General features: G+C 73.4%; 17 protein-coding genes, 1 rRNA gene and 1 pseudogene. 9 read left to right on the forward strand and 10 right to left on the reverse strand.

The window, feature by feature from the left end; all coding sequences use genetic code 11:
• The 4 genes from HS99_RS34700 to trpS all read right to left on the reverse strand — a co-directional run.
• A 16S ribosomal RNA gene (locus HS99_RS34700) occupies positions 1-67 on the reverse strand; the annotation flags it as partial.
• Between the two features lie 541 nt (positions 68-608).
• On the reverse strand, positions 609-1283 hold the full coding sequence (locus HS99_RS34705) for a nucleoside/nucleotide kinase family protein (protein ID WP_030289995.1): 675 nt from the start codon (positions 1281-1283) through the stop codon (positions 609-611).
• A gap of 40 nt (positions 1284-1323) precedes the next feature.
• Positions 1324-2316: a S66 peptidase family protein gene (locus HS99_RS34710; RefSeq protein ID WP_046387033.1), complete on the reverse strand. Its 993-nt coding sequence runs from the start codon at positions 2314-2316 to the stop codon at positions 1324-1326.
• 154 nt (positions 2317-2470) lie between these two features.
• Positions 2471-3607, reverse strand: coding sequence for a tryptophan--tRNA ligase (trpS, locus tag HS99_RS34715; RefSeq protein WP_078939005.1), 1137 nt, complete (start codon positions 3605-3607; stop codon positions 2471-2473).
• A gap of 409 nt (positions 3608-4016) precedes the next feature.
• On the opposite strand from trpS, the gene HS99_RS34720 reads away from it, so the two are divergent.
• Positions 4017-5132: an ABC transporter substrate-binding protein gene (locus tag HS99_RS34720; RefSeq protein WP_046387032.1), complete on the forward strand. Its 1116-nt coding sequence runs from the start codon at positions 4017-4019 to the stop codon at positions 5130-5132.
• Between the two features lie 149 nt (positions 5133-5281).
• A complete protein-coding gene (locus HS99_RS42910) occupies positions 5282-6592 on the forward strand; it encodes a hypothetical protein (RefSeq protein ID WP_030556868.1) in 1311 nt (436 codons plus the stop codon).
• Positions 6593-6598: 6 nt separating this feature from the next.
• Here HS99_RS42910 and HS99_RS34730 read toward each other — a convergent pair whose 3' ends face one another.
• On the reverse strand, positions 6599-7123 hold the full coding sequence (locus HS99_RS34730; RefSeq protein WP_030290003.1) for an NUDIX hydrolase: 525 nt from the start codon (positions 7121-7123) through the stop codon (positions 6599-6601).
• Positions 7124-7258: 135 nt separating this feature from the next.
• Here HS99_RS34730 and HS99_RS45475 point away from each other — a divergent pair, with 135 nt between their 5' ends.
• Complete coding sequence (locus HS99_RS45475; RefSeq protein WP_030556870.1) at positions 7259-8254, forward strand: ATP-grasp domain-containing protein; 996 nt, start codon at positions 7259-7261, stop codon at positions 8252-8254.
• A 138-nt stretch (positions 8255-8392) separates the two neighbouring features.
• Here HS99_RS45475 and HS99_RS34740 read toward each other — a convergent pair whose 3' ends face one another.
• Together HS99_RS34740 and HS99_RS34745 are read right to left on the reverse strand one after the other, a co-directional pair.
• Entirely contained in the window at positions 8393-12421 is a 4029-nt protein-coding gene (locus HS99_RS34740) for an ABC transporter ATP-binding protein (protein WP_078938677.1), read from the reverse strand.
• A 431-nt stretch (positions 12422-12852) separates the two neighbouring features.
• Positions 12853-13560 carry an SACE_7040 family transcriptional regulator gene (locus HS99_RS34745; protein WP_030556874.1) on the reverse strand — a complete coding sequence of 236 codons (708 nt, stop codon included), beginning with the start codon at positions 13558-13560 and terminating at the stop codon, positions 12853-12855.
• A gap of 134 nt (positions 13561-13694) precedes the next feature.
• On the opposite strand from HS99_RS34745, the gene HS99_RS34750 reads away from it, so the two are divergent.
• From HS99_RS34750 to HS99_RS34765, 4 genes are all read left to right on the forward strand, one after another.
• Positions 13695-15407 (forward strand): carboxyl transferase domain-containing protein, encoded by a 1713-nt coding sequence (locus HS99_RS34750; RefSeq protein WP_030556876.1) that lies wholly within the window; start codon positions 13695-13697, stop codon positions 15405-15407.
• Positions 15408-15635: 228 nt separating this feature from the next.
• Positions 15636-17921 (forward strand): ATP-binding protein, encoded by a 2286-nt coding sequence (locus HS99_RS34755; RefSeq protein WP_030556878.1) that lies wholly within the window; start codon positions 15636-15638, stop codon positions 17919-17921.
• Between the two features lie 65 nt (positions 17922-17986).
• Complete coding sequence (locus HS99_RS34760; protein WP_030290011.1) at positions 17987-18943, forward strand: hydroxymethylglutaryl-CoA lyase; 957 nt, start codon at positions 17987-17989, stop codon at positions 18941-18943.
• A gap of 165 nt (positions 18944-19108) precedes the next feature.
• Positions 19109-20299 (forward strand): acyl-CoA dehydrogenase family protein, encoded by a 1191-nt coding sequence (locus tag HS99_RS34765; protein ID WP_030556881.1) that lies wholly within the window; start codon positions 19109-19111, stop codon positions 20297-20299.
• A gap of 83 nt (positions 20300-20382) precedes the next feature.
• Here the strand turns inward: HS99_RS34765 and HS99_RS34770 are convergent, their stop codons facing one another.
• Entirely contained in the window at positions 20383-20910 is a 528-nt protein-coding gene (locus tag HS99_RS34770; protein WP_063737993.1) for a universal stress protein, read from the reverse strand.
• A gap of 725 nt (positions 20911-21635) precedes the next feature.
• Between HS99_RS34770 and HS99_RS34775 the strand changes: the two genes are divergently transcribed.
• Positions 21636-22877, forward strand: a complete 1242-nt coding sequence (locus HS99_RS34775; protein WP_094743045.1) for an HAD family hydrolase — start codon at positions 21636-21638, stop codon at positions 22875-22877.
• Between the two features lie 62 nt (positions 22878-22939).
• Here the strand turns inward: HS99_RS34775 and HS99_RS34780 are convergent, their stop codons facing one another.
• Together HS99_RS34780 and HS99_RS45480 are read right to left on the reverse strand one after the other, a co-directional pair.
• On the reverse strand, positions 22940-23782 hold the full coding sequence (locus HS99_RS34780) for a GNAT family N-acetyltransferase (protein WP_050366777.1): 843 nt from the start codon (positions 23780-23782) through the stop codon (positions 22940-22942).
• A gap of 139 nt (positions 23783-23921) precedes the next feature.
• The gene (locus HS99_RS45480; RefSeq protein ID WP_167395791.1) at positions 23922-24311 is read right to left on the reverse strand and encodes a hypothetical protein; all 390 of its coding nucleotides are present in this window, start codon (positions 24309-24311) and stop codon (positions 23922-23924) included.
• Positions 24312-24846: 535 nt separating this feature from the next.
• On the opposite strand from HS99_RS45480, the pseudogene HS99_RS34785 reads away from it, so the two are divergent.
• Positions 24847-25855 (forward strand): annotated as a pseudogene (locus tag HS99_RS34785) (helix-turn-helix domain-containing protein); the annotation flags it as partial.
• Positions 25856-26448 lie beyond the last annotated feature (593 nt).

Genomic DNA, 26448 nt, shown 5'->3' on the forward strand with positions numbered 1-26448 from the left:
GTTCGACTTGCATGTGTTAAGCACGCCGCCAGCGTTCGTCCTGAGCCAGGATCAAACTCTCCGTGAATGTTTACCCGTAATCGGGTCCACACCCGCGTTGAGCGGCACGGCAACCACCGGAATAGGGTGATCCCGCGCACTGCGTCCTCGCTAGTGTTTGTTTCAAAAGGAATCTCCAACCCCGATCAGACGATCGAGGCCGGGGATGTCAACATATCTGGCGTTGACTTTTGGCACGCTGTTGAGTTCTCAAGGAACGGACGCTTCCTTCAGGCCGCCTTCCAGCGGGCCCTCCGGGCGCTTCGTTCTTTCGTGTTTCCAGCTTATCAGATGTTTTCCGCTCCGTTTCCGGCGCTTCGTCATCCAACTCGCTGGTGTCTTCTGCGGCTTGACGCCCCGTCCGACGTTTCAAACTCTAGCCGATCCCCGCTCCGAAAAGCGAATCCAGCCGAGTCCGACTGCAATCCGATAAAACGAGCACGCGCAATAAGCACCGAGCCGATACGCGAAAGCGAAACGACCGGCGCGAACCGGAAGTGGTGTTTCAGAGGATTGGCCGCCCCGGGACCGTCCGCGCCGATGCGTGTCCGGTGCTCCCTGCCGAGCGACTAGAAAACACTACCCCCATGCTCGGCTCGACGCAAACCGGCTCCGGGGACGGTCCGGGTGCAGAGTGCTCGGCCCTGCTTCACGTACTCGCCGTTGGGGTGGTCGTTGGTGGTGACCCAGTGCAGGGCGGTGGCTTCGTCGCGGCCGCCCTCGCGGTGGCGGCGGAGCAGCCGTTCCCTACGGACGGTGTCCTCGGTGTCGACGTACCAGAGCTCGCGCAGCAGTCGGCGGGCGTCCGGCCAGGGGGTCTCGGCGGAGGCGAGGTAGTTGCCCTCGGTGATGACCAGCCGGGTGTGCGGGCGGACGACGTGGCGGGCGGCCACCGGCTCGTCCAGGGTGCGGTCGAAGTCGGGGACGTAGATGTCCTGGAAGCGGTCGGCGGCAACCCGGCGCAGCAGGGCGACGTAGCCGTGGGCGTCGAAGGTGGCCGGGGCGCCCTTGCGGTGGGTCAGTCCGAGGCGGTCGAGCTGGGCCGCCGAGAGGTGGAAGCCGTCGAGCGGGAGGTAGGCGGCCGTGCCGGGGCCTTCGACGCGCTCGACCTCGGCGACGAGGTGGCGGGCCAGGGTGGACTTGCCGGCTCCGGGCGGGCCGGCAAGCCCGAGGATCGTACGGGCGTTGCTGCCCGGCCCGCGGAGGAGTCCGAGGGCAAGGGCGGTGAGGCGGTCCTCGTTCATGGCCGCACCCTACTCACTGGCCCCGGTCCGACGGCCAGGTTCAGACGACGCCGGGAACGGAGACGGGGGCAGAGACAGGGGTAGGGGTCAGGCCGGGCAGGTCCAGGGTGAGGGTGCCGGCGTCCGCGTCGAGAAGAGCCGGGACGCCGAGCGGAACGGTGAGGCTGGACGGGCAGTGGCCGAAGCCCAGTTCCCAGATCACGGGCACGCCGAGCGCGCCAAGACGGTCGAGCATCACGTCCCGGACCCGTTCGGGCCGTCCGCAGCCCTCCCACGACCCGAGGGCTATGCCGGCCACGCCGTCGAGGGCGCGGGAGCGCAGGAACTGGGTGAGCAGGCGGTCGAGCTGGTACGGGTGCTCGTTCACGTCTTCGAGGATCAGGATGCTGCCCGCGAAGGAGGGCCGGGCGGCGGGCGTGCCGCGCTCGGCGGCGAGGACGTGGAGGCAGCCTCCGGCGGTGACGCCGTGGGCGCGGCCGGGGACGAGGGCGGAGGCGGTGGGTGAGGTGAGGACGGTGGTGGCGGCGGGGTCGAAGAGGGTGCGGCGCAGGTGTTCGGCGGTGGGGCCGTCGTCCACGAAGGAGGAGCCGGAGGCCAGCGGCCCGTACAGGGTGGCGAGGCCGAGGCGCCGGGCGAAGGCCTCGTGCAGCGAGCTGACGTCGCTGAAGCCGATGAAGGCCTTGGGTCGGGCGGCGCGCATCGCGGCCCAGTCGAGCAGGTCGACGATGCGGTGGACGCCGTAGCCGCCCCGGGCACAGATGACCGCATCGACGGTGGGGTCGAGCCAGGCGCCCTGGAGGTCGGCGGCACGGTCGGCGTCGGTGCCGGCCAGGTAGCCGAGGGTGGGGTGGGTGTCGAGGACGTGCGGGGCGACGGTCACGCGCAGGCCCCAGGAACGGAGGATCGCGCAGCCGGCGGTGAGCCGCTCGGGGTCGATCGGGCCGCTGGGGGCGACGACGGCGATGTGGTCGCCGGGGCGCAGCTGCGGCGGGCGGGTCAGTCCCTGGCCGGGCGTGGTGGGTTGCTGGTCCATGGACCGGGCCTTTCGGGGAAGGGGCGGGCAGCGGGCGGCCTCGGGTTGTGGTCGAGGCCGCCCGGTGACGATATGCCCGCGGGGCGACCGGCCGATGTCCCTGGTGAGCGGACCCCCTGAGGGCCCCGGGGAACACGGGCGGGTTGAGGGCTCTTCAGATGGCGCCCATCACCTCCCGTACCTCGGCGAGGGTGGCGTCGGCGATCGCGTTGGCCCGCTCGGCACCGGCCCGGAGCACCTGCCGCAGGTGGCCGCGGTCGGTGGCGAGTTCGGCGCGGCGGACTCGCAGCGGGCGGAAGTACTCGTTGACGGACTCGATGACGGTGCGCTTGAGGACGGCCGCGCCGCCGTCCCCGATCTCCTCGGCGATCGTCTCCGGGGCCCGGTCCTGACAGAGCGCGGCGAGCAGGAGGAGACCGGAGACTCCGGGGCGGCCGGTCGGGTCATAGGTGATGCGGCGGTCGGCGTCGGTCCTGGCGCCGCGGATGATCCGGGCGGTCTCGTCCTCGTCGGCGCCGAGGGCGACGGCGTTGCCGCGGCTCTTGCTCATCTTTCCGCCGTCGGTGCCGAGCAGCATCGGTGCCTCGGAGAGCAGCGCCCGGGGGCGGGGGAAGACGGCGCTGCCGTCGGCGTGCGGGTAGCGCTCGTTGAAGCGGCGGGCGACGGTGCGGGCGACCTCCAGGTGGGGCAGTTGGTCCTGGCCGACCGGGACGAGGTCGGCCTTGCAGAAGAGGATGTCGGCGGCCTGGTGGACGGGGTAGGTGAACATCAGTCCGTTGACGGCGGCCTGGCTGGAGTGGGCGATCTCGTCCTTGACGGTGGGGTTGCGGCTCAGCTCGGCGACGCTCACCAGGCTGAGGAAGGGCAGCAGCAGCTGGTTGAGGGCGGGGACGGCGCTGTGCGCGAAGATCGTGGCCCGTTCGGGGTCGAGCCCGGCCGCGAGGTAGTCGAGGACGAGGTTCTCGGTGTGCTCGGCGAGCCGGTCGGCGAGGTCGCGGTCGGTGATGACCTGGTAGTCGGCGACCAGGACGAACATCTCGACGCCCTGGTCCTGGAGCCGGACCCGGTTCTGCAGGGTGCCGAAGTAGTGGCCGAGGTGGAGCGGGCCGGTGGGTCGGTCCCCGGTGAGGACCCGGTGGGCGCCCGGGTCGGCGATCAGGTCGGCGGCCGTCAGGACGGGCACGGCGGACGGCTCGGCGGAAAGCACGGCGGACGGCCCGGCGGTGTCGCGGTCGGTCGTGGTGCGGGCGGCAGTGATGCGGGTGGTGGCGGCGCGCTCGGCGGTGGTCATCGGGTTTCTCCCTCGGTACGGCGGTGGTGGCGGCCGTCCGGGGCGCGGGCCCGTCCCGTGGGTAAACGCGACAGGGCCGTCCATCCCGGACGGCCCTGGCCAGGCAGGTGTGGTGGCCGTCCTAGGACGGCCACCAGCACAGGCCCACGAAGCGCTTCATGGCTCCCACCATAGCGCCAGTCCTCCACCGGCAGGGCGGGGGTTTCTCTGCGCAGCGTCTCGCCGCGGAAGAACTCCCGGCGGACCGCGACGGCCAGTCCCCAGCCGGCCCGGGGGCCTGACTTTTGCCCGTGCGGCGAGCCCCCGGGTCGGAGGGCCCCACGGGCGGCAAGATAGGTTTGCCTCACCTAAGCTCGACCGCCGGCGCCGAACCCTCGGCCGTCCGGTCCGACCCGTGAAGGAGCGTCGCGTGGCCCCCGACTCCGACGGCCCGACCCTCGCCACCCGCACCCCCGGCCGCCGCCGATTCCTCACGGCAGGCGTGGCCGGCGCCGCCGTGCTCGGCCTCGGCGGACTGCTCACCGCCTGCGGCAACTCCGGCGGCGGCGGAGGCGGCAACGGTGGCGGCCACGGATCCAAGACGGGTGGCGGCTCCTCCCCCGACCAGAAGTCGGTCAAGCAGGGCGGTGACGACTACGCCACCGTGATCGAGAAGATGAAGGACTTCGGCACCGACGCCGCCCCCGGCGTCTACCCGCGCACCATCAGGCACGCCATGGGCGAGACCGTCATCCCCGCCAGGCCCACCCGGGTCGTGGTGCTGGACACCGGCGAGCTCGACAACGTCGTCTCGCTCGGCATCCAGCCGGTCGGCGTCGTCCACACCGACGGCTCCAAGTCCCTGCCCTCCTACCTCAAGGACAAGGCGGGCAACCCGGCCGCCGTCGGCACCATCAACAGCCTCAACCTGGAGGCCATCGCCGCGCTCAAGCCCGACCTGATCCTCGGCAGCCAGCTGCGCGCCCAGGACCAGTACGCACAGCTGTCGAAGATCGCACCGACCGTCTTCTCGCTCCGCCCCGGCTACCCCTGGAAGCAGAACTTCCTGCTCAACGCCAGCCCTTTCGGCCTGCAGGCCGAGGCCAAGACGCAGCTCGACGCGTACCAGGCGGCGGCCGCCGCGATCGGCGCCCGGCTCGGCGACAAGCGCCCCACCATCACGCCGCTGCGCTTCATGCCCGGCCGGACCAGGCTCTACGCCGAACTCTCCTTCATCGGCACCGTCCTCACCGACGTGCCGCTGCCGCAGCCGAAGATCGAACAGGTCAAGGAGCTCGCGGTGGAGGTCAGCCCGGAGCAGGTCGACAAGGCGGACGCCGACTGGATCTTCTACGGCGTGTACGGCAGCCCCAGTTCGACCAACCAGGACGCGGTGCTCGGCGGCGCGCTCTGGAAGACGCTCGGCGCGGTCAAGTCCGGTCAGGCCCGGCCGGTTTCAGACGAGACCTGGTTCCTGGGGCTCGGCGTCACGGCCGCCAACGCGGTGCTCGCCGACCTCAAGGGCTTCGTGTCGCCCGGCAGTTGAGCAGGAACGGCCAGTAGGGGGTTCCGTCGGTCCACCGCAGCTCGCGTGGTGAACCCACCGTACTCGCGGGCACACGCGCGGGAATGACGCTTGGAGCTGGTCGTGCGGTGCGGGAGGATCATCGGGACCGTCCCCCGAAGGGCCCGCCGATGACCTCGCTCCACCCCAGCTCCACCGATCCCGCCCTGCCCGGCCCGCCCGCGGACGGTGCCGACTCCTCGGCCGGGGCCGACGCACCGCCCGTCGCCGCCGGACCGACCGTCACGGCGGTCCTGTCCGGCCCGGCCGATTCGGACGCCCCGTTCGTCCCGGCCGACCGGGTCCACCCGGCCGCACCGGTCGGCCCGGCTGCTCCAGGTGCGCGGGTCTGCTCGATCGCGGCGGTGGCCGAGGGCGGGCCGACCGGTGCGGCCGGTGCCCCCACCCGCCATGACCGGGTGCCGCAGCCGCGCACCCCGGAGGACGTCGAGACGCAGCTCCGCCGAGCTCCGGCGGACGGCGGAGCGGCGGCAAGCGGCGGCACGCCAGCAAGCGGGGGTACGACGGCGGACCGGCTCCGGGCGGCGTTCGCCGACCGGCTGCGGGCCGCGCGCGCCGAAGGGCGCTCGCTCGCCGAGCTGGCGGCGGCGTGCCGCCGGTCGGTGGAAGAGGTGCGGGCACTGCTCGGCGAGGCCGGGGAGGAGGAGGGCGGCGTTTCCGGAGCCCTCCTCGACGGGGCCGGGCCGGGGTTCGTCCGGTTCCAGCAGGCGGCGGCGTCCGAGAGCAACCGGACTGTTCCGGTGCCGAGTTCGGCGCGCGAGCCGTCCCGTGAGCCGTCCCGTGAGCCGACCCGTGAGCCGACCCGTGAATCGGTGCGCCAGGAGGTTCGGGGCCTCAGTTCGCGGCGCCCGTCCCCCTCCCGCCGGCTGCGCCGGATGCACCCCCCGGCCGACCGGAGCGGGCAGGGGGCGACCGCACGGGAGACGGCCGCCGCCGACCCGACCGGGGGGCAGCCGCGCGGTGCGGGGCGGGCGGGCGAACCGACCGGTGCAAGGAGGACGGCGGCCGACCACACGCCCCCCACGGCCGGTGCGGACGCCTGGGCCGTGGTGGACGGCGGGGCGGAGCAGCCTCGGGCCGTCCCGCCGCTCGGCATCCTGATCGGCGGCAGCCCGGTCCAGCCGGAGGCCGTCGGCCGTCCGGAGGAGCGGACGCCGGTCCGGGTGGCGGCTGAGCCGATCCGGGTCGGCCGTGGCACCAGCCTGGTGGTGCTGCCGTCCTGGCGTCCTGCCATCGCCGTGTCGGTGCCGACCGAGCAGTTGGTCCTCGAGACCGGCCTCACCGCCGAGCAACTGACCGGCGCCCGGCTGACGGTACGGATGAATCCCTGGGCGCTGCACGACCGGGAGTTGGACCTGCACGGCTGGGAGCCCGGCCCGACCGGCCCGCACGGGCGACCGCGGCGCGGTGGGCGCCGTTAGGGCCCGTCAGCGGGCGTTCGGGATGTAGCCGAGGTCGACGGGCACCGGAGGGCGACCGTCGACCGCCCAGCCCGCGCGGACCGCCTCCAGCAACTCCGGTAGCCGGGGCGGCCAGAGCGCGTCGGCGTTCTCGTCGGCGAGGTCGGCCGGGGTCCACCAGCGCCAGTCGAGGATCCGGTCCTCGGCGTGCACCGCGCTGACGTCCCCGACCGGGCCGCGGTGCGGTCCGGTGGTCAGGTAGATGTGCTCGTGCTGGCGGACCGGGGTGCCGTGCCAGGTGAAGTCGTGCTCCCAGGTGCAGAGCAGCGGGCCCGGTTCGAGGTCGGTCCAGCCGGTCTCCTCCCACAGTTCGCGCCGGGCGCCGACCCGAGGGGTCTCGCCCGGTTCCAGCCCGCCGCCGGGCATGGTCCAGTGGACACCGACCTCGTCGTTGTCCGAACGGAGCAGGAACACCGAGCCGTCCCGGTCCAGGACCACCGTGCGGGCGGCCCGGCGGGGAACTCGTTTGCGCGGTCGCAGCAGTCTTCGCATCGGGACACTCTGACAGCGCCCGGCCGGAGCGTCGACCGGATTCCCCGCCCCGGCCGACGACTTGAGTTGTGTCCGGGCCCCCGGCCTGCGTCGATCCGCAGTCGCGGGCGGCCCGCTGGCCGTACCCTGACCGCCATGCCCGTACCCTCGATGCTCTTCCCCGCCGATCCACTCAACCCGCGCCGGCCCGATCCGCACTTCGCCTGGGAAGCCAGACTGGTGCGGGAGTTGGGCGCCGAGCACCTCCTGGTAGACCACGACGCGCTGCTCGCGGGACGCGCCGAGGAGGCGGTCAGGCGGGTGCCCCTGGGCAGCGGACCGCTCTGGTACCGGGGCTGGATGCTCCCCTCCGCCCGGTACGCCGAGTTCGCCGCCGCGCTCACCGCCCGCGGCGGCAAGCTGCTGACCAGCCCACCCGGTTATGCGGCGGCCCACGAACTGCCCGGCTGGTACGGGGTGTTCGAGGGGGCGACGCCGCCCAGCGTCTGGATCCCGACCGCCGGGGCGGTACCACCCACGCCGGAAGAACTGGCGGAGGCCGTGGCGCGACTCGGCGGAAGCGGACCGGCGATCGTCAAGGACTACGTGAAGTCGCGCAAGCACGAGTGGCACGAGGCCTGCTACGTACCGGAGTTGGCCGACCTGGCGGCCGTCGGCCGGGTGGTCGGGCGGTTCGTCGAGCTGCAGGGCGAGTTCCTGGCCGGCGGGGTGGTGGTGCGGCGGTACGAGGAGTTCGAGCGGGCGGACGGGCCGGACGGCGACGGACTGGACGGGCCGGACAGGCTTTCGGACGGGGACGGCTGCGATGCCGCTGGTGCCGTCGGCGGTGCGGGTGCCGTCGGCGGTGCGCGTGGCGGGCGGCGGGCGGTCGAGGCGAGGGTGTGGTGGCTGGACGGCCGGCCGGTCCTGGTCGGGCCGCACCCGGACGCCCCGCACGTCCACGCCGAGCCCGACCTCACCGAGGTCTCCGCTCTGGTGCGAAGACTCGGCTGCCGCTTCGTCACCACCGACCTCGCCAGCCGGGCCGACGGCTCCGGCTGGCGGGTGGTGGAGGTCGGGGACGGCCAGGTGAGCGACCTGCCGCGCGGCATCGACGCCTCGGGGCTGCTGGCCTCGCTGATCGCCGCCTGACGGACCGCCCGGCGGCTCGGGCTGATCGGCCGGGCCAACCGGACCGGGGGCCGGCCGGGCGGCGGGATCGGCAGGCTCGGCGGGCGGCCCGTCTTCCGACGGTGCACCCGCCGGCCCCGGCTGGCATTGGCCGGGCGGCTACCCGGCCGCGACCGTCTCGGCCGGTGCCGGGTGGCCGTCCGCGATGAACGCCTGCCAGAGCCTGCTGTACGTACCGCCCAGGGCGAGCAGTTCGGTGTGCGTGCCGTCCTCGACCACCCGGCCGTGGTCCAGCACGACCACGCGGTCGGCGCGTTCGGCGGTGGTCAGGCGGTGGGCGATGACCAGGGTGGTGCGGCCACCGCTGAGCCGGTCGGCGGCCTGGTTGACCGCGGCCTCGGTGGCCAGGTCGAGCGCCGCGGTGGCCTCGTCCAGCAGCAGGATGTCCGGGTCGACCAGTTCGGCCCGGGCCAGCGCGATCAGCTGGCGCTGGCCTGCCGAAAGGTTTCGCCCGCGGCCCGCGACCTCGTGGTCGTAGCCGCCCGACAGTCGGACGATCATCTCGTGGGCGCCGACCGCCCGGGCCGCCGCCTCCACCTCGGCCGCCGAGGCGTCCGGTCGGCCGTACGCGATCGCCTCGCGGACGGTGCCCGCGAACAGGTACGCCTCCTGGGGCACCACACCGAGGCGGTGGCGGTACTGGGCCAGGTCGTAGCGGGTGAGGTCCACGCCGTCCACCCGGACGGTGCCCTCGGTCGCGTCGTAGAACCGGGCGACCAGCTTGACCAGCGTCGACTTGCCCGCGCCGGTCTCGCCGACCAGCGCCACCGTCTGACCGGCGGGTATCCGCAGGTCGACGCCGCTCAGCACGTCCGGGGCACCGTCCGCGCCGCCGTTGTAGGCGAAGCCGACGCCCTCGAAGCTGATCTCGCCGCGCAGCGCCCCGGTCACCGGGACCGGGTCGGCCGCCTCCGCCGTGGTCGTCGGGGTACGCAGCAGTTCGCGGATCCGGCCGAGGCCGACCGAGGCCTGCTGGTAGCCGTCGAACACCTGGGAGAGCTGGTTGACCGGGGCGAAGAACAGGTCGATGTAGAGCAGGTACGCGACCAGCGCGCCGACCGTCAGCGTCCCCTCGTCCACCCGGGAGGCGCCGACGATCAGCACCAGTGCGGCGGCCACGCTGGAGAGGAACTGGACGAACGGGAAGTACAGCGAGATGTAGAGCTGGGCGCGGACCCGGGCCTCGCGGTAGGCGATCCCACGGGCCACGAAGCGGTCGGTGTTGGTGTCCAGGCGGCGGAAGGCCTGGACGATCCGCATGCCGGCCACGTTCTCCTGCAGGTCGGCGTTGACCGTGCTGATCAGGTCCCGGGAGCGCTCGTACTGGTCCTTGGACTTCTTCCGGAACACCAGGGTGGCGATCACCAACAGCGGCAGCACGGCGAAGACCACCAGGGCCAGGCCGGCGTCGATGATCAGCAGGGCCACGAAGATCCCGGCGAAGGTCAGCAGGCTGACCACGGCGGTGACCATGCCGGTCTGGAGGAAGGACGTCAGCGAGTCCAGGTCGGTGGTCATCCGGGTCATGATCCGGCCGGTCAGCTCGCGTTCGTAGTAGTCCAGGCCGAGCCGGTTGAGGTGGGCGAAGATCTTGAGCCGGAGGGTGTACAGCACGCGCTCACCGGTACGGCCGCTGACCCGGTTCTCGGCGCTCTGCACCAGCCAGTCCAGCAGGACGATGACCAGTGCGGCGACCGAGGCCACCGCGACGCCGGACATCAGGCCCTTGCGGACGCCCTCGTCGATGCCGTGCCGGATCAGCACCGGCAGCACCAGCCCGGCGGCCGCGTCCAGGGTGACCAGCAGGAGGGCGACGAGCAGCGGGCCGCGGAAGGGGCGCAGCAGGCGGCCGAGGCTGAAGTCCGGGTCACCGGCCTCGGCTTCGGGGCGCGGCACGGCGGGGACGTCGGCGGCCGGCGGGAGCTCGGCGACCTTGGCCAGCAGGTCGGGGTCGGCGGTGCGGGCCGCCTTGGCGAGGGCGGGCGTGGGGAGCTCGGGGATCTTCTGCTCGGAGGCCTTCCGTTCGGACCGTCCGGCTCGCACGGGCTGTTCGCCCTGCGCGGGCTGCTCGGTCTGCGCGGGCTGTCGTGCGGGCTGTTCGATCTGCGGGTTCCTCGGGTTCTGCGGCTCGGTGGTCCGGTCGGCCTCAGCAGTCCGGTCGGCTTCGGGGACCCGGCCGACATCGGGGGCCCGGCCGGCCTCGGGGGCCCGGCCGGCCTCGGGGTCGGTGATCAGGGCCCGGTACTGGGGACATCGGGCTTCGAGTTCCTCGTGCGTACCGAGGTCCAGCAGCCGGCCGCGGTCCAGGACGGCGATCCGGTCGGCGAGCTGGAGGGTCGAGCGGCGGTGGGCGATCAGCAGGGTGGTACGGCCGGTCATCACGGAGCGCAGCGCGTCGTGGATCTCCGCCTCGACCTGTGGGTCGACGGCCGAGGTGGCGTCGTCCAGCAGCAGGATCCGAGGGTCGGTGAGGATCGCCCGGGCCAGGGCGATGCGCTGGCGCTGACCGCCGGAGAGGGTCAGGCCCTGCTCGCCGACCTTGGTCTCGTAACCTTCCGGCAGCGCGCGGACGAACTCGTCCGCCTGTGCGGCGCGCGCGGCGGCGACGATCTGCTCGTCGGTGGCGTCCGGGCGGCCGTAGGCGATGTTGGTACGGACCGACTCGGAGAAGAGGAAGCTCTCCTCGGGGACGATGCCGACCGCCGCGCGGACCGAGTCCAGGGTGAGGTCACGCAGGTCGTGGCCGTAGAGACGGACGGTGCCGGCCGCCGGGTCGTAGAAGCGGGGCACCAGCTGGGCCACCGTCGACTTGCCGGAGCCGGACGCGCCGACGAGGGCGAGGGTCTCGCCGGGGGCCAGCTTCAGGCTGAGGCCGTGCAGGACCGGGGCGGGGTGCTCGGGGTCGTAGCGGAACTCGACCTGGTCGAACTCCAGGGCGACGTCAGGGGTGCGGGGACCGGCCGAGCCGCCCTTCGGGGCGTCGGCGGCGGCGCTGCCGTCCTGGGTGAGGTCCAGGCTCAGCGCGTCCGGACGCTCCTGGACCATCGGGCGCTCGTCGATCAGCTGCAGGACGCGCTCGACGCCCGCCCGGGCCTGCTGGCCGACCGTGATCACCATGGTCAGCATCCGCACCGGACCGGTCATCTGGGCGACGTAGGTGGAGAAGGCGACGAAGGTACCGAGCGAGACCCTCCCGCCGACGGCCAGCCAGCCGCCGAAGGCCAGCACGGCGACCTGGGCGAGGGCCGGGATCGCCTGCATCGCCGGGTTGTAGCGGGCGTTGAGGCGAATCGACCGGAGCCGGGCGGCGAACAGGTTGCGGGAGGCCCGCTCCAGCTTGTCCTGCTCCTGCGCCTCCTGGCCGAAGCCCTTGACCACCCGGACGCCGCCGATCGCACCGTCCACCACGCCCGCGACGGCGGCGGCCTCCTGCTGGGCGGCCCAGGTGGCCGGGAACAGGCGCTTGCGGCTGAGCACGCTGACCCACCACAACGCGGGCGCCATGACCAGGGCGATCAGGGTCAACGGCGCGGACAGCCAGACCATCACGCCGACCGACATCACGAACATCAGCAGGTAGCCGGTCATCATCGGCAGCATCGAGAGCAGGCCGTTGATCAGCTGGAGGTCGGAGGTCGCGCGCCCGACCACCTGGCCGGTGTCCAGGCGGTCCTGGCGGTGGCCGTCCAGCCGGCCGAGCGAGCGGAACAGGTCGCTGCGCATGTCGTGCTGGACGTCGAGGGCCAACTGGCCGCCGTAGTAGCGACGGGCCTGGGTGCAGCCGAAGACCACGACGGCGGCGAGCAGCAGCACCACCGCCCACGGGGTCAGCGAGCGGGTGTGGGCGACGATGACGTCGTCGATGATCAGCTTGGTGACCAGCGGCACCAGCGCGGTGACGGCCATGCCGAGCAGCGAGGCGCCGAAGGCGAGCAGCAGACTGCGGCGGGACCGCCAGCTGTAACCGATCAGGCGGCGCAGCCATCCGTCGGCCTCAGCGGGCCCGTCACCGGGCTTCGCGTTCTCGCTCTGCTCGGCGCGCCTCGCGTCGGCAGCCTGCGGGCTGTCGCCGGGGCCCTCCGCGTCGTGGCCGGGGGCCGGCGGGCCGCTCGGGGATTGCTCCACCATGGATCCGTGAGTCTCGGGCATATTTAGGGATGCTAACCATTTCGTCGGGTGACCGCCATGGCTTTTCCGGTCGCCCGAGGCGGTCGGGGCTGGTTCCCGGGCGGCCCGGATCGTCCGGTCCGGCGGACTGGGCAACAGCGCGCCGCCTGCGGTGATTCCCGGACGAACAGGCGCGACCCACCGGTCCGCCCCTGTTCCCAGGATCGCCGATCACCCGCCGTACGCCCAGCGGCCCGGGGGCGGGCGGGCGCCGTCCTTTTGGCCTAGGGCCGACGGCGGGCCTGCGTTCGGGGAGCGCCGGCGTTCCCGAACGCTCGGCACTCCCGACTCTCAACGCTCCCCGTACTCGGCGCTCCCGACGCCCGGCGCTCCCGACGCCCGGCGCTCCCGACGCTCGGCGCTCCTTACGTCAGCATTACCGGCCGTCGGCATCAGGCGGATCCGGACTCCGGACCGGTCACCCCGGAGCCGTCCGCAGCGGCCACGCCGGTGGCCGGGGAGACGCCGGTGGCCGCGGAGACGGCGGCGGCCGCGAAGGCTCCGTGAGCGAGGGTGTGCAGCAGCGCGGCCATTCCGTCGCGCTGCAGACCGGTGCGCTCGCCATGGGCCGGGTTCGGGCCGAGGCTGTGCGGGGTCGAGTTGATCAGGCCGAAGACCGCGTGCACGGCGGCCCGCGCCGTCGGCTCGGCCGCGGGGGCGGCGAGCGACGGGTGGGCCTGCCGGACGATGTCCACCCACAGCTCGACGTAGCCGCGCTGGAGCCGGCGGACCGTGCGCCGGTCCTCCTCCTTGAGGTTCAACAGCTCGCGGTCGTGCAGGGTGATCAGGTCACGGTCGTTCAGTGCGAAGTCGACGTGGCCGCTGATCAGTGCGTCCAGCGCGGCGGCCGGGCCGTCGCCACCGCCCGCCCGGCGACGCCCCTCCTCCAGCAGGCGCTCGCTGATGCCGATCAGCAGGTCGGCCAGCATGGCGTCCTTGCCGGCGAAGTGGCGGTAGAGGCCGGGGCCGCTGATGCCGACGGCCTTGCCGATCTCGTCCACGCCCACACCGAGGAAACCCCGGGCGGCGAACAGTCGGGCTGCCTCCCGGCGGATCTGGTCGCGGCGTGGGAGCGCGGAGGCTGCGGGGACGTTCGGCATGCTGCCCATCGTAGACAGTCGAGTTATCGGCCGTTAACCTGGCCGCGTAAGTTAACGTTAATTAACGTGGGGATCAGGGGCGAACCGCACTCGGGCCCGCCCACCTGCTGCCGAGGGCAAGGGAGCTCTTGGGAATGGTCATCTCAACCACCGGCGCGCCCTCCGGCGTCCGGCTCAACGCAGTGACCGGCACGGCGACCGCACCCGGTGCCGCACCGCCGGCAGCCGCCGCCCCGGCGCCCCGGCTCGGCACATCCGCCGATCCGGGCTCCGCGGCCTACCGGGCCAACACCGAGGCGCATCAGGCGCTGGTCGCCGAACTGCGCGCCAAGCTCGACGCCGCCGCCCTCGGCGGGGGCGCCAAGGCCCGCGTCCGACACACGTCGCGCGGCAAGCTCCTCCCCCGCGACCGGGTGGACACCCTGCTCGACCCGGCCTCGCCGTTCCTGGAGCTGGCCCCGCTGGCCGCCGACGGGATGTACGACGGGGCGGCTCCCGCGGCCGGGGTGATCGCCGGCATCGGCCGGGTCGCCGGGCGCGAGGTGGTGGTCGTCGCCAACGACGCCACCGTCAAGGGCGGCACCTACTACCCGATGACGGTGAAGAAGCACCTGCGCGCCCAGGAGGTCGCGCTGGAGAACCGCCTCCCCTGCATCTACCTGGTGGACTCCGGCGGCGCCTTCCTCCCGATGCAGGACGAGGTCTTCCCGGACCGCGACCACTTCGGCCGGATCTTCTACAACCAGGCCCGGCTCTCGGCCGCGGGCATCCCGCAGATCGCCGCCGTGCTCGGCTCGTGCACGGCGGGCGGCGCGTACGTCCCGGCGATGAGCGACCAGGCCGTGATCGTCCGCAACCAGGGCACGATCTTCCTGGGCGGGCCTCCGCTGGTGAAGGCCGCCACCGGCGAGGTGGTCACCGCCGAGGAGCTGGGCGGCGGCGAGCTGCACTCCCGCACCTCGGGCGTGACGGACCACCTGGCTGAGGACGACGCCCACGCCCTCTCCATCGTCCGCACCATCGTGTCCGAGCTCGGCCCGCGCGCGGCCAAGCCGTGGCCGCTCACCCCGGTCGAGCCGCCGGCCGTCGACCCGGCCGGCCTGTACGGCGCCGTCCCGGTCGACCCGCGCACGCCCTACGACGTGCGCGAGGTGATCGCCCGTCTGGTCGACGGCAGCCGCTTCGCCGAGTTCAAGGCCGAGTACGGCGCGACCCTGGTCACCGGTTTCGCCCGGATCCACGGCCACCCCGTCGGCATCGTCGCCAACAACGGCGTGCTGTTCTCCGAGTCGGCCGTCAAGGGCGCCCACTTCATCGAGTTGTGCGACCAGCGCGGCATCCCCCTCCTCTTCCTGCAGAACATCACCGGCTTCATGGTCGGTCGGCAGTACGAGGCGGGCGGCATCGCCAAGCACGGCGCCAAGATGGTCAACGCCGTCGCCTGCACCCGGGTCCCGAAGCTGACCGTGGTGATCGGCGGCTCCTACGGAGCCGGCAACTACTCGATGTGCGGCCGGGCCTACTCACCTCGCTTCCTGTGGATGTGGCCGGGCGCCAAGATCTCCGTGATGGGCGGCGAGCAGGCGGCCTCCGTGCTGGCCACCGTCCGCCGCGACCAGCTCGAGGCGCAGGGCGAGGAGTGGCCGACCGAGGCGGAGGAGGAGTTCAAGCGCCCGGTCCGCGAGCAGTACGAGCGCCAGGGCAACGCCTACTACGCCACCGCCCGGCTCTGGGACGACGGTGTGATCGACCCGATGGACACCCGCACGGTCGTCGGCCTCGCCCTCACCGCCTGCGCCAACGCCCCACTGGCACCACCCGCCCCGTACGGCGTCTTCCGCATGTGACGCCGCACGCCCGGCTGTCGCCGGTCGGGTGCTGCCGCCGGTCATGTCGGCCGTCACCGGCTTCGCCTCGTGACCGCCTGCTGTGACCCCTCTCCGCATCCCTCCCTTCCGGGGGTGACTCCCGGGGGCGCCGGTCCGACGACCGGACCGGCGCCCCGGCCGCCCACCGCCACCGCCTTCTTACCGCTCCCCCTTCCACGGCTCCCCTCGACCGGAGGAACGCCTCCCATGTTCGACACAGTTCTGGTCGCCAACCGCGGCGAGATCGCGCTGCGGGTGATCCGCACCCTGCGGCGGCTCGGTGTCCGCTCGGTCGCCGTGTTCAGCGACGCGGACGCCGACGCACCCCACGTCCGCGAGGCCGACGTCGCGGTCCGCCTCGGCCCGGCCGACCGCAGCGACAGCTCGGCCGCCGAGACCTATCTGCGCACCGACCAGATCCTCGCCGCCGCCCGCCGCACCGGTGCCCAGGCCGTCCACCCCGGCTACGGCTTCCTCGCCGAGAACCCCGGCTTCGCCCGCGCCTGCGCCGACGCGGGCCTCGTCTTCATCGGACCACCTCCCGGTGCCGTCGAGCTGATGGGTGACAAGATCAACGCCAAGGAGGCCGTACGGGCCGCCGGCGTTCCGGTGGTCCCCGGCAGCCAGGCCACCGCGCCCACCGACGAGGAACTCGTCGCCGCCGCCGACGAGATCGGCTACCCCGTCCTGCTCAAGCCCTCCGCCGGTGGTGGCGGCAAGGGCATGCGCCTGGTGCGGGACCCGGCCGACCTGCCCACGGAGATCGGCGCCGCCCGCCGCGTCGCCCGGACCGCCTTCGGCGACGACACCCTGCTGCTGGAGCGCTGGGTGGACCGACCGCGCCACATCGAGGTGCAGGTGCTCGCCGACGCCCACGGCAACACCGTCCACCTCGGCGAGCGCGAGTGCAGCCTCCAGCGCCGCCACCAGAAACTGATCGAAGAGGCTCCCTCCGTTCTCCTCAATGCCGAGACCCGCGCCGCGATGGGCGCCGCGGCCGTCCGCGCCGCGGAGTCCTGCGGCTACACCGGGGCCGGCACCGTGGAGTTCATCGTCCCCGGCATCGACCCGGACGCGCCCGCCTCCGCCGCCGAGGGGGTGCGGGACTTCTTCTTCATGGAGATGAACACCCGCCTCCAGGTCGAACACCCCGTCACCGAACTCGCCGTCGCCGTCGGTCCGGAGGCGGCCCGACTGGACCTGGTCGAGTGGCAGCTGCGCGTCGCCGCGGGCGAGCGGCTGTCCTTCACCCAGTCCGACATCTCCTTCCTGGGCCACGCCATCGAGGCCCGCATCTGTGCCGAGGACCCGGAACGGGACTTCCTGCCCACCGGCGGCCGCATCCTCACCCTGGACGAGCCGCGGGGCGAGGGCATCCGCGTCGACTCCGGGGTCGCCCCCGGAACCGTCGTCACCAGCGCCTACGACCCCATGCTCGCCAAGGTCATCGCGTACGGGCCCGACCGCCCGACCGCGCTGCGCCGGCTCCGCGCCGCGCTGGCCGACACCCGCATCCTGGGTGTCACCACCAACACCGGCTTCCTGCGCCGGCTGCTCGCCCACCCCGACGTCGTCGCCGGCCGACTGGACACCGGCCTGGTGGAACGGACGGCCCAGCAACAGCCGGTCCTGCTCGCCGCACCCCACTCCCCGTCGAACGCGGCACCGTCGAACCCGGCGCCGTCGAACGCGCCCACCACGGCCGGGACCACGGCCCCCGCCGCACCCGCGGACGGGACCGACGCCCGGGCGACCGAACCCCCGTCACCTGCCCACCTCCTCTACTACGCGGCCGCGCTGGCGCGACACCTGGAACTCACCCCGGCCGCCGAACCTGGCGGCTGGACCGACCCGTTCTCCTCCCCCTCCGGCTGGCGCCTGGGCGGCACCCCCGCCTGGACCACCCACCGACTCCGTACCCCCGGCCAGGACCCGGTCTCGGTGCGCATCCGTTCGATCACTGCGGGCAACGTAACCGACGCCACCGACAATTCCCCCGAGCCCACCCGCGAGGTGGAGCTCCGGCTCGACGCCGGTCCCGTGCACCGGGCCCGTGCGACCCTGGCGGCGGACCGGCTGCACCTGACCGTCGACGGGCTGCGGACCACCTTCGCCCTGGCCACCGACGCCGCCCCCGGCCTCGCGGCCGGTCCGGTGACCTGGCTCGGCATCGAGGGCGACGCCTGGCCGATGCACACCTACGACCCAGTGGTCGAGAGCGCCGCCGGCGCCGCGGCCCACCACGGTGCCCTGACCGCCCCCATGCCGGGCACCGTCACGGTCATCAAGGCCACGGCGGGCGAGACCGTCCGCAAGGGCCAGCCCCTGCTCGTGCTGGAGGCCATGAAGATGGAACACGTGATCGCCGCGCCGCACGACGGCGTGGTGGCCGAGTTGCGGGCCAGCGCCGGCGCCACCGTCGCGATGGAGGACCTGCTGGTCGTGGTCACCCCGGCCGAGGAGGCCGCCGAGCCCGCGGAGGTGCGGTCGTGACGTCCCAGGAGAACACCGCCCGGGCCGCCACCGGCCAGAGGGGCACCGTCCGCGAGCCCGACGCCCTGGACCTCGGGCTGCCCGACCCGGTCCGCGCCCCCGGCCTGCCCGAGGAGGTCCGGATCCACGAGGTCGGACCGCGCGACGGGCTGCAGAACGAGGGCTCCCTGGTGCCCGTCGAGGTCAAGGCGGAGTTCATCGGCCGACTCGCCGCCGTCGGGCTGCGGACCGTCGAGGCGACCAGCTTCGTTCACCCGAAATGGGTACCCCAGCTCGCCGACGCCGAGGAGCTGATGCCCCGGCTCGCCGACCTGCCCGGGCGTCACCCCGGACTGCGGCTGCCGGTGCTGGTTCCCAACGAGCGCGGCCTCGACCGAGCGCTCGCCCACCACGCCACCGACATCGCGGTGTTCGCCAGCGCCACCGAGACCTTCGCCCGGCGCAACCTCAACCGCTCGGCGGACGAGGCCATGGAGATGTTCCGCCCGGTCGTGACCCGGGCCGCCGAGGCCGGGATCGCGGTCCGCGGCTACCTGTCGATGTGCTTCGGCGATCCCTGGGAGGGGCCCGTCCCGGTCGACCAGGTGGTCAGCTTCGGCGTCCAGCTGTTGGAGATGGGCTGCGCCGAGCTGAGCCTCGGCGACACCATCGGCGTGGCCACCCCCGGCCAGGTCCGCGCCCTGCTGGCCGGCTTCGCCCGGGCCGGCGTTCCGGTCGCCAGGCTCGCCGTGCACTTCCACGACACCTACGGCCAGGCCCTCAGCAACACCCTGGCGGCGCTGCGGGAGGGCGTCACCACGGTGGACGCCTCGGCAGGCGGCCTGGGCGGCTGCCCGTACGCGAAGAGCGCCACCGGCAACCTGGCCACCGAGGACCTGGTGTGGATGCTGCACGGGCTCGGCGTCCGCACCGGTGTCGACCTGCGCGCGCTGGTCGCGACCAGCGGCTGGATGGCCGAGCGCCTCGGCCGCCCGAGCCCCTCCCGCACCGTCCAGGCGCTGCTCGGCGCCTCCCGGGGCTGACCCGCTTCGCCCCGACCCACCGGCGCCGGCCGCCCGTTCGGTCCGGCCGGCGCCGCACACCACGTTCACCCGTCAATCACACCGTGCGACCGTCACACCGTCAGACGGCCGCCGGTCATCCCGCTCATGCCCGCGGCCACCCCGGCCGGGCACCAGGAGGATCAGATGCTCGACCACCGGCTCAGCAGTGAGTACGAGGAACTGCGGCGCACCGTCGCCGAGTTCGCCCAGGACGTGGTGGCGCCGAAGATCGGCGAGTTCTACGAGCGGGAGGAGTTCCCGTACGAGATCGTCAGCGAGATGGGGCGGATGGGCCTGTTCGGCCTGCCCTTCCCGGAGGAGTACGGCGGCATGGGCGGCGACTACTTCGCCCTCGGTCTCGCCCTGGAGGAACTCGCCCGCGTGGACTCCTCGGTGGCCATCACCCTGGAGGCCGCCGTCTCGCTCGGCGCGATGCCGGTCTACCGGTTCGGCACGGAGGAGCAGAAGCGCGAGTGGCTGCCCCGGCTGACCTCCGGCGAACTCCTCGGCGCCTTCGGCCTCACCGAGCCGGAGGGCGGCTCGGACGCCGGCGCCACCCGTACCACCGCGCGCTACGACGAGACCACCGACGAGTGGGTCATCAACGGGACGAAGTGCTTCATCACCAACTCCGGCACCGACATCACCGGACTGGTCACCGTCACCGCACTCACCGAACCGATCGCTCGTTCGAGTGAAGAGGGCGAATTCCGCTCGCCCGTGCGGGAGATCTCCTCCATCATCGTGCCCACCGGGACCCCGGGGTTCCAGGTCTCGAAGAAGTACTCGAAGGTCGGGTGGAACGCATCCGACACCCGCGAACTGTCCTTTACCGACTGCCGCGTTCCCGCGGCCAACCTGCTGGGCGAGCGTGGCCGAGGCTACGCCCAGTTCCTGCGGATCCTCGACGAGGGCCGCATCGCGATCGCGGCCCTGGCCACCGGCCTGGCCCAGGGCTGCGTCGACGAGTCCGTCAAGTACGCCGGCACCCGGCGGGCCTTCGGCCGCCCGATCGGTGCCAACCAGGCCGTCCAGTTCAAGCTTGCCGACATGGAGCTGCGCGCCCACACCTCCCGCCTGGCCTGGCGGGACGCCGCCTCCCGGCTGCTGCACGGCGAACCGTTCAAGAAGGAGGCCGCGATCGCGAAGCTGTACTCGTCCGAGGCTGCCGTCGACAACGCCCGCGAGGCGACCCAGATCCACGGCGGATACGGCTTCATGAACGAATTCCCGGTCGCCCGCTTCTGGCGCGACTGCAAGATTCTCGAAATCGGGGAGGGCACGTCCGAGGTCCAGCGCATGCTCATCGCCCGGGAACTCGGCGTCACGTCGTGACGATCACTTACTGATGGTCACCTCCTGAGCCGGGCCACCGGGCAACTCACCGATCCGCGGCCCACGTTGCGGAGCGAAGACCCTCAGGGGATCACGATCACCGGGCGGTTGGCCCGCCGCGCCAGCCGCCCGGAGACCGAACCGAAGATCTTGCCGAGCAGGCCGTGCGTCGTGCCGACGACGATCGCGTCGGCGGCGTACTCGCGACCGACCTCCTCGATCTCGTGGCAGATGTCGCCACCGCGCTCGATCAGGATCCACGGCACCCCCGCGAGGAAGTCCGCGCAGGCGAGTTCCAGTCCGAGGACCTCCGTGCGGTGGTCCGGGAGATCGACGAAGACAGGAGGTTCACAGCCTGCCCAGACCGTGGCGGGCAGACGGTTGGCGACGTGGACGATCACCAGGCCGCACTGCGACCGGCGGGCCATGCCGACCGCGTAGGCGAGGGCGCGCTCGCTCGACAGCGAGCCGTCGAAGCCGACCACGACACCGTGCTGGAACACCGGATCCAGGGAGCGCCCGGGCGCTTCCTCCGCCGACGACTCGGTATGCCCGCCGACCGCGTCGGACGCCGTGTCCGGACGCTCGGCCCCGGGGCCGGGGCCCGTCACCGGAGGCTCCGCAGGGCGCGCCTGGTGCCCGTCACGCCGCTGGCGGGGCCATGAGCGGTCGCGCCGGGAAAGGTTGCCTCGACGGAGGCCGCGCAGAGCGCGCGCGAACTCGCCGGCTCTGGGGTTCGTGCGGCCGCCGTCTCCCTCGGGCCCTGGGCCCGCGCTGCGGGACGCATCCGGTTCGACCGGTCGGGAGGACTCAAAACCAGCCATGGCTCACGGCTCTTCGTGGGAGAGGGGCCGACAGGAGAGGACAACGCTGCCCGGGGAGCAGGCCCGCCCACGGGATGACGTCGGTCTGCGCCGCGCAGCACCGTATGTGACCTGTTCCTTTCAGAGTACGACGGGCGCGGGGCCCAGCCCAGCGGCGAAGCCCTGGAGCATCGTTGTTCCCGCCAAAGGGGGATGCGCCCGCCGGGGCCGTGCGCCCTGTTCGCAGGCGATCGCGCCCCCTCCAGAACGGAGGTTCTAAGGAGCTTGACTGAGCGGGCCGGGCGGCGCAACAGGCCCACGGGACACCGTGACCGGACTGTCATGGATTGGCGACGATCCGTTGCGGGACGTCGCGAACCGTCACGCCCCGCAAGCCCCGACCTGCCCTTCCGTCCCACCGGTCCCACGCCGTCGATCGGGCGTCCGGGCCCTTTCAGCCACTTGGTGCGGCTTCGCGACGCGGTCTGGCATTTGCCAGGTGCATAGGCGCGGGCGCTGGCACCATGCTCGGCATGCCCCTGCTCCTGTTCGACCTCGACAACACGCTGCTCCCCCGGGACGCCGCCTTCCGGGCCTGGGCGCAGGACTTCCTGTCCGAACACCGCCTACCACCCCGCGACCTCGACTGGTTCGTCACCCTCGACGGCGGCGGCTACGTGCCGCGCAGCACCGTACTGTCCGCCGTCCGGCGCCGCTACGGCCTGGACGCCTCCGTCGACTTCCTGCTCGCGCACTTCCGACGCGGCATCAACTCGCACATCCACTGCCCGGCCCGCCACATCGAGGCGCTGCGGACGGCGCGGGCGGCCGGGTGGACCCTCGGGATCGTCTCCAACGGCGGCACCCGACCGCAGTTGGAGAAGATCCGGCGGACCGGGCTGGGGCCGCTGGTCGACGGCTGGGTGATCTCGGAGGAGGCCGACTGCGTCAAGCCGGACCCGTTGATCTTCGAGATAGCCGCCAGGCGGTGCGGCATCCGACCGGTCGGGGACTGGACGGCGCACACCTGGATGGTCGGGGACCACGCGCCCGCCGACATCGCGGGTGCCGAACTGGCCGGGTTGCGCAGCGTCTGGCTGCACCACGGCCGGCCGTGGGCGGAGAACGGCTACCGGCCGACGCTGAAGGCGGCCGGTCTGCCGGAGGCCGTGGGCCTGGTGCTGGCCGCACGCAACGCTCCCTCGGTCCGCCCCGGCGTCCGGGAGGGAGGACTTCCGGGAGTCCTTCCGGCAGCCCTTCCAGCGGTCCTTCCGGCGGCCCTGCCGATGGGCCTTCCGACGGTCCGGCGGGACGGGGCGGGCCGGCAACAGGCGGCGGGGGCACCGGTGCGCGCGACGGCGCCGCTCGGCGCACGGTCCGGCGTACGTCCGGCGGTGGCCGCCCCGGAGGGCCCGAACGCGCCCGTTGCCCTGAACGCCGGACCGGCGGCCGCCTCGGCTTCCGGAGCGGGGTTCGGTGTCCGAAACCGATCAGGCGAGTTTGCCGTGATCGCCGACGGCCTCCCGGATGAAGGGGAGCCGAGGGAGTCCAGGGCCGGGACGGGCGGTGGCGGGACGGACCCGGGCGTGGACGGCGGCCGGACAGCCGCGCTGGCGCGGCCAACACCCCTGCGCACAGTCGCTGGTGGGACCGGCGGTGCCAGTGGGACCAACGGGACCGGACCTGCCAGGACCGTCTTCGCCGCAGAGCCGAGCGCCGTGACACCGCTCGCAGCCGCGCTCACCGAACCGCTCACCGCAGCGGTCGCCCGGTAACGGCCGCTCGGGCCCGGTCGGTCGGGCCCGGTCGGTCGCGGCCCTGGGCACGACGCCGCCGTTCAACCGCCCAGTGAGGTGCGGCTCCACCAGCAGGTGGGGCCCTGCCCGGTGAACCCGAGCTTGCGGTAGACTGGTTCGCCGACCGAAGTGGCGACCAGGGTGGCCGGGCGGTCCGGGTGGGCGTGGGCCAGGGCGGTCCGCAGCACCGCGCGGGCCACTCCCCGCCCGCGCTGGTCGGGGAGGGTGGCGACCCAGTACACGCCGGTGACGACCCCGTCGTCGTAGGTGAGGCAGGCACCCGCAGGTACGCCGTCGACCCGGGCGGTCCAGGCCCGGCAGCCGGTTTGGCGCAGCAACTCCTCGGGGAGCGCGTCGCCGCGGGTCCAGGGCTGTCGGGCGGGCAACGGGAAGCCGTCCACAATGATCCGCTCGACCAGCGCGAAGGTGTCGCCGTCCAACACCTCATCGACCGTCAGGATGCCGCCGCCGTAGGCCGGTGAAACGACGGACAGTCCGGTGGAGGGGGATCCGGTGGGCAGTCCGGTGACGGCCGGTTCGGCGAGCGCGCCCTCGACCGGTCCCGGTTCGCGAGCCATCACCGGCATGATCGGCATCCGGACGGCGCCGAAGCGGCTGAGGTCGAGCCCCTGGTACGGGTCCTCCAGGGTGAAGCGGACGGTCTCCCATGCGGCCATCAGGTCTGCCAACTGAACCTCCACCTCTGCCGGTTCGGCGTAGGGGCGGGTGACCAGGAAGCGTTGCGAGTCGTCCGGGGTGCGGGCGCAGCGGACCGCGGTGAGACCCGGCCGGACGTGGGACTGCCAGCCGTGCGCACGGGCTTGGGCGAGCCAGAAGGCGGCGGCGTTGTCGTTGGCCTGTTCGAGCCGGCTGTCGGTGTTCACGGCAGGACCGTAGCCCGGCAGCGGAGAGGCCGGTCCGACCGCCCCGACGCTGGCCGGATGAAGCCTGGGAGGCGCACGGACGGCGCTCGTGCGCCCTGCCGTGCACCGCCGATTTTCGGTCAATTTCTCGCCGCTCCCATCACCTTGGGCAAATCCGCAGCCCAGACCCGCCGACCGGGCGCCCGGAAGCCGGACGCCCCAGGAGCCGTCCCGCGACAACCAGCCACCGTTGCACCGGCCCTCTTCCCAGAAGGGTCGACGGGTGCCACGCTTCGTGATCGAATGCATCACGCCAAATTGCCATGTCGACATAGCGTCGGATGGTGAACTTGTCACAACGGCAACGGTCCACCCGATAGATTTCGATCTTGGCCAGCAGTGCCGCACCACCCACACCACACCACCGAGGGGGCTTGAGCGCCTTGAGCAGGGTGAGCAGGAGCGACGCGGGTCCTGACAGCGGCCAGGCGCCGACCGGCACCGTGAGCCGGTCCGCGAGAAGCACCGGCACCTCCGCGATCGCCGCCACCACCCGCACCTCCGGCATCCCGAGCAGCTCGGGCCCCGCCTCGCACTCCCCCTATCCGGCCGTACCGGTCGCCGCCGGCCACGCCCCCGGAGACCAGGGAGGCCCCTCGCACGGCGTTCCGGCGCACAGCGGCCCCGGCTCCGGCCTCGGTGGCCCAACGCCGTACGGTGCGGCGCACTCGGCCCAGGGCGGACAGCCCAACCACTCCGGACCGTCCGTCAGCCGAGGCACCGTCAGCCCCGCCCAGGCCTACGGCAGCACGGTCCAGCCCTACGGCGGCGACTTCCCCGGCCACGTGGGACACGTGGGACACGCGGCACACGCGGGTCACCCAGCACAGCAGGCACATGGGAGCCCCGCAGCCCACTCGGGACACCCCGCCTACCCCGGCCACCCCGCCTACTCCGCCGCCGGCGCGACCCCGGGGCTGAACGGCGCCGGCGCCGGCCCGCTCGGCGGCCTCGCCCTGGGCGCCGCTCCCGGCCACGGCCCGCTGGGCCACGGCGGACCGAGCGGCAGCGGCTCCCCGTCCGCCCTGGCGACGGCCGGTGCCCCGCGCAAGCTGTCCGGCCGCCGCCGCCGCGAGACGGTCGCGGTACTGATCTTCGGCGGCGCACCGATCTTCGAGAGCTCCATCCCCCTGTCGGTCTTCGGCGTGGACCGCCAGGACGCCGGGGTCCCCCGCTACCGGCTGCTGGTCTGCGCCGGTGAGGAGGGCCCGCTGGCCACCACCGGCGGCCTGACCCTCTCCGCGCCCTACGGTCTGGAGGCCCTCGCCCGCGCCGGGACGATCGTCGTACCGGCCTGGCGCTCGATCTCCCAGCCGCCGCCGGTCGAGGCGATCACCGCCCTGCGCAAGGCTCACCACGAGGGCGCGCGGATCATCGGACTGTGCACCGGCGCCTTCGTGCTCGCCGCGGCCGGTCTGCTGGACGGCCGCCCGGCGACCACCCACTGGATGTACGCGCCGACCCTGGCCAAGCGCTACCCGCGGGTGCACGTCGACCCGCGGGAGCTCTTCGTGGACGACGGCGACGTGCTGACCTCGGCCGGTACCGCCGCCGGGATCGACCTGTGCCTGCACGTGGTGCGCAGCGACCACGGCGCCGAGGCCGCCAACGCGCTGGCCCGCCGCCTGGTGGTGCCCAGCCGCCGCAGCGGCGGCGGACAGGCCCAGTACATCGATCAGTCTTTACCGGAGGAGATCGGCAACGACCCTCTGGCCGAGGTGGTCACCTGGGCGCTGGAGAACCTCAACCAGCAGTTCGACGTCGAGGTGCTGGCGGCGCGCGCCTACATGAGCCGGCGCACCTTCGACCGCCGCTTCCGCACGCTCACCGGCAGTGCCCCACTGCAGTGGCTGATCACCCAGCGGGTGCTCCAGGCGCAGCGGCTGCTGGAGACCTCCGAGCTGTCGGTGGACGACGTGGCGCGCCGGTGCGGGTTCCGTTCGCCGGTCGCGCTGCGCGGGCACTTCCGCCGCCAGCTCGGGGTCTCCCCGGCCGCGTACCGGACCAGCTACCGGGCACGCCGCCCCGGGCAGCAGTCGCCGACCCCGGCCGGGGCTCACGGCGACCTCCGGCTGCCCGGAGCCCTGCCGCACCCGGCGGTCGCCGCGGCCGCCTCCGCGGCGGGCGGCGGGCCGTACGGCGGTGCGGGTCACGGCGGTGCGGGTCACGGCGGACAGCAGGCGCACCCGTTCCCGGCCGGTCCGGGGTCGCAGGCGCCGGGCGGCCAGCCGGGCCACGGCCAGCACGTCGGACACGGGCAGCCGGTGCCGCACGGACAGGCCGGTCCGTACGGTCCGGGGCAGGCCGGGACGCCGGCCGGCCAGGGCCTCCACGCCCGCGCGGGCCAGCCGTACCCGCACCAGCAGGCCTCCCAGCAACCGCACCCCGGGCAGCAGGGTGCGGCGCGCGGGCCGGTGAGGTCGCCGCTGGTCCCGCCGCAGGCCGGTTCGGGTGCGGGGCGTCCGCCGCGCACCGCCGAGCACGCGGCGGCCGAGGACGGTCACCCCCAGCCGGGGGCGCGCGGCCAGGGCCAGGGGCACCGCAGCACGGTCGAGCGCCCCGGTGACGACCCGGGTACGGCCGGGCGCGCACACGGTGCGCCGACCGGCCGGGGGGTGCCGTCCGGC

It is taken from the genome of Kitasatospora aureofaciens (assembly GCF_001188955.3).
GTDB lineage: Bacteria > Actinomycetota > Actinomycetes > Streptomycetales > Streptomycetaceae > Kitasatospora > Kitasatospora aureofaciens.